Annotated in this window: 7 protein-coding genes; 6 read left to right on the top strand and 1 reads right to left on the bottom strand. The window is 63.2% G+C overall.

The window, feature by feature from the left end:
* The 3 genes from EN994_RS12670 to phoB form a co-directional block, all read left to right on the top strand.
* Window positions 1–579: phosphate ABC transporter ATP-binding protein (locus tag EN994_RS12670; protein ID WP_127307567.1), on the top strand; the 579-nt coding region annotated here is incomplete at its 5' end.
* A gap of 26 nt (window positions 580–605) precedes the next feature.
* Window positions 606–1,313 carry a phosphate signaling complex protein PhoU gene (gene phoU / locus EN994_RS12675; protein WP_013529272.1) on the top strand — a complete coding sequence of 236 codons (708 nt, stop codon included), beginning with the start codon at window positions 606–608 and terminating at the stop codon, window positions 1,311–1,313.
* Between the two features lie 16 nt (window positions 1,314–1,329).
* Window positions 1,330–2,019 carry a phosphate regulon transcriptional regulator PhoB gene (phoB, locus tag EN994_RS12680; protein WP_010911896.1) on the top strand — a complete coding sequence of 230 codons (690 nt, stop codon included), beginning with the start codon at window positions 1,330–1,332 and terminating at the stop codon, window positions 2,017–2,019.
* 16 nt (window positions 2,020–2,035) lie between these two features.
* Here the strand turns inward: phoB and EN994_RS12685 are convergent, their stop codons facing one another.
* Window positions 2,036–3,283 (bottom strand): ROK family protein, encoded by a 1,248-nt coding sequence (locus EN994_RS12685; protein ID WP_127307568.1) that lies wholly within the window; start codon window positions 3,281–3,283, stop codon window positions 2,036–2,038.
* A gap of 269 nt (window positions 3,284–3,552) precedes the next feature.
* On the opposite strand from EN994_RS12685, the gene xylF reads away from it, so the two are divergent.
* The 3 genes from xylF to EN994_RS12700 all read left to right on the top strand — a co-directional run.
* Entirely contained in the window at window positions 3,553–4,593 is a 1,041-nt protein-coding gene (gene xylF / locus EN994_RS12690; RefSeq protein ID WP_013529274.1) for a D-xylose ABC transporter substrate-binding protein, read from the top strand.
* Window positions 4,594–4,735: 142 nt separating this feature from the next.
* A complete protein-coding gene (locus EN994_RS12695; protein ID WP_063169145.1) occupies window positions 4,736–6,088 on the top strand; it encodes a sugar ABC transporter permease in 1,353 nt (450 codons plus the stop codon).
* 11 nt (window positions 6,089–6,099) lie between these two features.
* On the top strand, window positions 6,100–6,814 hold a 715-nt coding region (locus tag EN994_RS12700; RefSeq protein ID WP_164745891.1), incomplete at its 3' end, for an ATP-binding cassette domain-containing protein.

The raw sequence follows: 6,814 nt of genomic DNA on the forward strand, positions 1-6,814 counted from the left end.
CGGGTAACCGGCAAGATCACGCTCGACGAAGAGGACATCTACGACAAGAACATCGATGTCGTCGAACTCAGGGCGCGCGTCGGCATGGTGTTCCAGAAACCCAATCCGTTCCCAAAGTCGATCTACGAGAACGTCGCCTATGGTCCGCGCATCCACGGATTGGCCAAGCGCAAGGCCGACATGGATCAGATCGTCGAGTCCAGCCTGAAGAAGGCGGCGATCTGGAACGAGGTCAAGGACCGTTTGCAGGAACCTGGCACGGGTCTTTCCGGTGGCCAGCAGCAGCGCCTGTGCATTGCACGCGCCATCGCCGTGTCGCCCGAGGTGATCCTGATGGACGAACCGTGTTCGGCGCTCGACCCGATCGCCACCGCTCGCGTCGAGGAACTGATCGACGAACTGCGTCAGAACTATACGATCGTCATCGTCACCCATTCGATGCAGCAGGCAGCGCGCGTGTCGCAGCGCACCGCGATGTTCCATCTTGGCTATCTGGTCGAGGAGGGCGCCACCGACAAGATGTTCACCACCCCCGACGACAAACGCACCCAGGACTACATCACCGGCCGGTTCGGCTGATCTCTGGCATATGAGGGACGAAGATCATGGGTGAACATACCGTTGCATCTTTCGATGAGGATCTGGAGCAGATCAGCCAGCTGATCCGCGACATGGGCGATCTCGCCCGCTCGATGGTCGGTGGCTCGACCAGGGCTTTGCTCAATTCGGACAATGCGCTGGCGCAGCGGGTGGTTTCCGACGACGCCATCATGGATGCACGCCAGCGCGAGCTGGACGATCGTGCCATCACGCTGATCGCCAAGCGCCAGCCAATGGCCAACGATCTGCGTGCGGTGGTCGGTTCGATCCGCATGGCCGGCGACCTCGAGCGCATCGGCGACCTTGCCAAGAACATCGCCAAGCGCGTCGGCACTGTCGGGCTGAGCGTCACGCCGCACGACCTTTCGCATTCGATCGACGCAATGGCGCAGCTGGTGCTGATCCAGGTGCAGGGGGTCGTCGACGAGTATGCCGCCGCTGACGCGGCAGCGCTTGCCACGCTCAGAAACAATGATGAACGCATCGACGTCAAATACACATCGGTGTTCCGCGAACTTCTGACCTACATGATGGAAGATCCGCGCAACATCACGGCGTGCACGCACCTGTTGTTTTGCGCCAAGAACCTCGAGCGGATCGGCGACCACGTGACCAACATCGCCGAAAATGCCTATTATGTTTTGACCGGCACGCAGTTGCCAGCCAACCGTCCGAAGCAGGACGAGACGGCAATGTCCGCGCCAGCGGCATGACAGGGGTGACCAGCCGATGATCGCGCCACGCATCATGGTGGTGGAGGATGAGGAGCCGCTAGGCGTGCTGCTCCGCTACAATCTCGAATCCGAAGGTTACCAGGTCGAGGTGGTGACGCGCGGCGACGAGGCCGAAATCCGGCTGCAGGAGAACGTTCCAGACCTTCTGGTGCTCGACTGGATGGTGCCTGCGGTTTCCGGTATCGAACTCTGCCGCCGGCTAAGGATGCGTCCCGAGACCGAGCGGCTGCCGATCATCATGCTGACCGCGCGAGGCGAGGAAAGCGACCGCGTGCGCGGCCTCTCGACCGGTGCCGACGACTATCTGGTCAAGCCTTTCTCGACGCCGGAGTTCATGGCCAGGGTCAAGGCGCTGCTGCGCCGGGCCAAGCCGGAAGTGCTGTCCAGCGTGCTCAAGGTCGGCGATATCGTGCTCGATCGCGAATCGCACCGTGTCTATCGCAAGAAGAGCGAAATCCGGCTCGGGCCGACGGAATTCCGCCTGCTTGAATTCATGATGCGCCATCCAGGCCGCGTGTTCTCGCGCAGCCAACTGCTCGACAATGTCTGGGGCGAGACGATCTACATCGACGAACGCACGGTCGATGTGCATGTCGGCCGGCTGCGCAAGGCGGTCAACAACGGCCGTATGCCCGATGTCATCCGCACCATCCGTGGGGCGGGTTACGCCATTCGCGAGGACTGAACTCCCTCGTTTGAACTCACGCCACGTTCTTGCCGCCGAGACCGGATCTCGCCTGCACGCCCGGCGCAAAAATCTCCTGATCGACGAAGATTAGCGCCCGCATGGCGCAGCCTTCGCGGATCAGCGGCAGTTCGTTCGGCTCGGTGTCGAAGGAAATCGACTTGGAATGCTGGCCGCCGGCGGTCTGGGCAATCGCTTGCCGCAATGCCGGCTCGATCAGGTCGAAGGCGGCGGCGCTGACGCCGACCATGGCGACCGGCGCCGGATCGATCAGCGCGAACAGGCTGCCGCGGCCGTAGCCGAGCGCTTCGCCGGCCTTGCGATAGGCTTCCCGTTCGGGTCCGTCCCTTTCGCGGGCGGCGGCAGCCAGGGCGCGCATGTCGGCATCGCTGACATCGGCGACGGGTTCTGCATCCTCGCCCATCTGCCGCGCGTTGCGCCAGATGGCATAATTGCCGGCATAGGCTTCGACGCAGCCGCGCCGTCCGCAGCGACACAGCGCCCCGTTCGGCCGATGAATCATGTGGCCGAATTCGCCGCCCGAGGAATGGGTGCCGGTGAACAATTCGCCCTTCAGCACCAGCCCCATGCCGATGCCGTGCGACAAAAGGATAGCGATGAAATCGTCGCGGTAACGATCGGGGTCGCGCCAGCGCAGCGCCACCGCCATCATGTTGCAATCGTTCTCCATAATGGCTGGGATGCCGAACTCGTCTTCGAATATGTCGGCGAAGGCGATGTCGGTGTGCGGCGTGATCGGCGACCACAGCATGGCGCGGGCACGGGTGTCGGTGATGCCCTGGACGGCCAGCGCGATACGGGCGATGCTGCGCACGTCCAGGTCGGGATCTTCCAGGCGGCGCCGCACGATTGCCGTGCACTCACCGATCAGCGAGTCGCGCGACATCGTCAGCGTGTCGAGCCGGCGCTGTTCCTCGGATATTACCTGGCCGGCATAGTCGATGACGGCGACCGAGAGGAAGTTCAGCGACAGCACCACGGTCATTACCGCGGCCGCTTCCGGATTGAGGCTGAGGCCGACCTGCGGACGGCCGCGTTTGAGCGAGCCGGCCTCGCTCGGCTTGCTTTCGGTCAGGATACCTTCGACGATCAGGTCGGATGAGATCGCCGAGATCGTCGAATGGCTGAGGCTTGTGGTTGCGGCGATCTCGGTGCGCGACGGCTGTCCGGCGCGGCGCACCGCCGCGATCACCATCGCGCGGTTGCGGCGGCGCAAATCGTCGTGGCGGATTCCGACCGACATGCTCTTTCATATCCTCCCGGTCGCCGCGGTTCTTCCTGCCCTGGAACGCTGTCGGTGACGCGGTCAAATACTGGCAGAAGCCGCGCGCCGTGTCATTTATTTATTCCGAGGCCCGAAAAAAATTCGAAACGACATCAAAATCCATCAGAATCGATGTTGACAGCGTTCGGGCGTTGGCCCAGTATTTTTTCGAGGCTCGAAAAAATAGGGCCTTTGTGCCGGCCTTCGGGCCAGTTTGGTCGCGCCATACGCGGCGCAGGGAGGATAATATGAAAAGATTCACAGCCGCCATCCTGGCGGGTGCCGCCATGTCGCTGACGCTCGCGTCTGTCGCGCAGGCGAAGGACAAAGTCGTCGGCGTTTCGTGGTCCAACTTCCAGGAGGAACGCTGGAAGACCGACGAGGCCGCCATGAAGACGGCGATCGAGGCCGCCGGCGACAAGTACATCTCCGCCGATGCGCAGTCCAATCCCGGCAAGCAGCTTACGGACGTCGAAAGCCTGATCTCGCAGGGCGCCAATTCCCTGATCATCCTGGCGCAGGATGCTTCGGCCATCGGCCCGGCCGTGCAGAAAGCCCTGGACGAAGGCATTCCGGTCGTCGGCTATGACCGGTTGATCGAGAACAAGGATGTTTTCTATCTGACCTTCGACAACAAGGAAGTCGGCCGCATGCAGGCCCGCGAAGTGTTCAAGGTCAAGCCGGAAGGCAACTACGTCTTCATCAAGGGCTCCGGTGCCGATCCCAATGCCGACTTCCTGTTCTCGGGCTCGATGGAAGTGCTCAAGGAAGCCATTGACAGCGGCAAGATCAAGAATGTCGGCGAAGCCTACACGGATGGCTGGCTGCCCGCCAACGCCCAGAAGAACATGGAACAGTTCCTGACCGCCAACGACAACAAGGTCGACGCGGTGGTCGCGGCCAATGACGGCACTGCCGGTGGCGTCGTCGCGGCGCTGACGGCTCAAGGCTTGGCCGGCACCGTGCCGGTCTCGGGGCAGGACGGCGACCACGCCGCGCTGAACCGCATCGCCCTGGGCACGCAAACCGTGTCGGTGTGGAAGGACGCGCGCGAGCTCGGCAAGAATGCCGCCGAGATCGCCTCGCAACTGGCCGACGGCAAGAAGACGAGCGACATCGCCGGCGCCAAGGACTTCACGACGCCGGGCGGCAACACCGTCAAGTCGCTGTTCCTGACTCCGGTTGCCATCACCAAGGACAATCTCAACGTCGTCATCGACGCTGGCTGGATCAAGAAGGACGAAGTCTGCGCGGGTGTCGCTGCCGGCACCGTCGCGGCCTGTAACTGATCCGGACCACTTCGAAATATCTGAACGCCGCGGCCCAAAAGCCGCGGCGTTTTCTCAAAGAATTGTGTTTCCGCATCATGCGGATAGCTTCTAGGCTGGGCTCCGGCATGCGCGTCAGACGGCCAGCCGGTGGGAGGAAATCATGACCGACACGACGTCCAACCCGCAGGCCGATACGGCGCGCGCGTCGGAACTCGGCGCCGTCGCCCGGTTCCTGAAGGCGACCGAGATCGACACCCGGATGCTCGGCATGATCGGCGCGCTGCTGGTCATCTGGATTGGGCTGCATGTCATTTCCAGCCTGCGCCTCGGCGTCAACCCGCTCGATTTCGACAGCCGCACCTTTCTCACGCCGCGCAATCTGTGGAACCTGTCGGTGCAGACATCCGCGGTCGCCATCATGGCCTGCGGCATGGTGCTGGTCATCGTCATGCGCAACATCGACCTGTCGGTCGGTTCCGCCGAGGGCCTGATCGGCATGGTGATGGGATTTGCCCAGGTGCATTTCCTGGTGCGTTTTGTCGGGCTCGAACTCGGCAATCCGTGGATCTGGGCCCTGGCGCTGGTCATCGGCCTGGCGCTCGGCCTGTTGATCGGCGCCTTTCAAGGCTTCGTCATCGCCTATCTCGAAGTGCCCGCCTTTATCGTGACGCTGGGCGGCCTGCTGGTCTGGCGCGGTGCTGCCTGGTGGGTCACATCAGGCCAGACCGTGGCGCCGCTTAACGCCACCTTTCAGCTGATGGGCGGCGGGCCGGCGGGATCGATCGGCGCAACCTGGAGCTGGGTTGTCGGGATCGTCGCCTGCCTCGCCGTGGTGTTTGGGCTGTTCAACGGGCGGGTGCAGCGCAAGCGTTTCCGTTTTCCGCTACGTCCGATCTGGGCCGAGGCGCTGCTCGGTGTCGTCACCTGCGGCGCCATCATGGGTGCGGTCTGGCTCGCCAACTCCTACCCCTGGCCGATCGGCATCGTGAACAGATATGCGGCCGCCAACAACATCACCGTTCCCGAAGGCGGCCTGTTCATCGCCCACGGTATCGCCATACCGGTGCTGATGGCGGTCGCCGTCGGGCTGGTCATGACCTTCATCACCAACCGCACCCGTTTCGGCCGCTATGTCTTCGCCATCGGCGGCAATCCCGAGGCGGCCAATCTCGCCGGCATCAACACGCGCTGGATCACCATGAAGGTGTTCATGATCATGGGCGTGCTGGCCACGATTGCCGCGGCGATCTCCTCGGCCCGGCAGAATTCGGCCACCAACGTGCTTGGAACGCTCGACGAGCTGCTCGTCATTGCAGCCGCCGTGATCGGTGGCACGTCGCTAGCCGGCGGGTCGGGAACGATCATCGGCGCCATGCTCGGCGCCCTGCTGATGCAATCGCTGCAGTCCGGCATGGTGCTGCTTGGTGTCGACTCGCCGCTGCAGAGCATCGTCGTCGGCGCCGTACTGGTGATCGCCGTGTGGCTCGACACCGTCTATCGCAAGCGCGTCTAGGAGGGCATGCCATGACTGACAAGACTGCTCCTGCAGCCACCGCGCTGATCGACATGAGGAACATCTCGATCGCGTTTGGCGGCATCCGCGCCGTCGACGACGCCTCGATCGATCTTTTCCCCGGCGAGGTCGTGGCGCTGCTCGGCCATAATGGCGCCGGCAAGTCGACATTGATCAAGATCCTGTCCGGCGCCTACAAGCGCGATTCGGGCCAGATCTTCGTCAACGGCGAGGAGGCATCGATCTCCAACCCGCGCGACGCCAAGAAATACGGCATCGAGACGATCTACCAGACGCTGGCGTTGGCCGACAATGTCGACGCCGCCGCCAATCTGTTCCTCGGCCGCGAGTTGATGACCGCCTGGGGCACGCTCGACGACGTTGCCATGGAGGCCGAGGCGCGCAAGGTGATGGGTCGGCTCAATCCCCGGTTCCAGCGTTTCAAGGAGCCGGTGATCAAGCTGTCGGGCGGCCAGCGGCAATCGGTGGCGATCGCGCGTGCGATCCTGTTCAACGCCCGCATCCTGATCATGGACGAGCCGACGGCCGCACTTGGTCCGCAGGAAACGACGCAGGTCGGCGAACTGGTCAAGCAGCTGAAGTCCGACGGCATCGGCATCTTCCTGATCAGCCACGACATCCACGATGTGTTCGAGCTTGCCGACCGGGTCTGCGTCATGAAGAACGGCCAGGTGGTCGGCACCGCCCGCACCACTGATGTCACCC

The sequence above is a fragment of the Mesorhizobium sp. M7A.F.Ca.CA.002.09.1.1 genome (assembly GCF_003998555.1).
Classification (GTDB): Bacteria; Pseudomonadota; Alphaproteobacteria; order Rhizobiales; family Rhizobiaceae; genus Mesorhizobium; species Mesorhizobium ciceri.

What these genes read in the sequence shown, in the direction of transcription:
- phoU (WP_013529272.1), top strand. Translation starts at nt 606, where the DNA reads ATGGGTGAACATACCGTTGCATCTTTCGATGAGGATCTGGAGCAGATC.
- EN994_RS12685 (WP_127307568.1), bottom strand. Translation starts at nt 3,283, where the DNA reads ATGTCGGTCGGAATCCGCCACGACGATTTGCGCCGCCGCAACCGCGCG.
- phoB (WP_010911896.1), top strand. Translation starts at nt 1,330, where the DNA reads ATGATCGCGCCACGCATCATGGTGGTGGAGGATGAGGAGCCGCTAGGC.
- xylF (WP_013529274.1), top strand. Translation starts at nt 3,553, where the DNA reads ATGAAAAGATTCACAGCCGCCATCCTGGCGGGTGCCGCCATGTCGCTG.
- EN994_RS12695 (WP_063169145.1), top strand. Translation starts at nt 4,736, where the DNA reads ATGACCGACACGACGTCCAACCCGCAGGCCGATACGGCGCGCGCGTCG.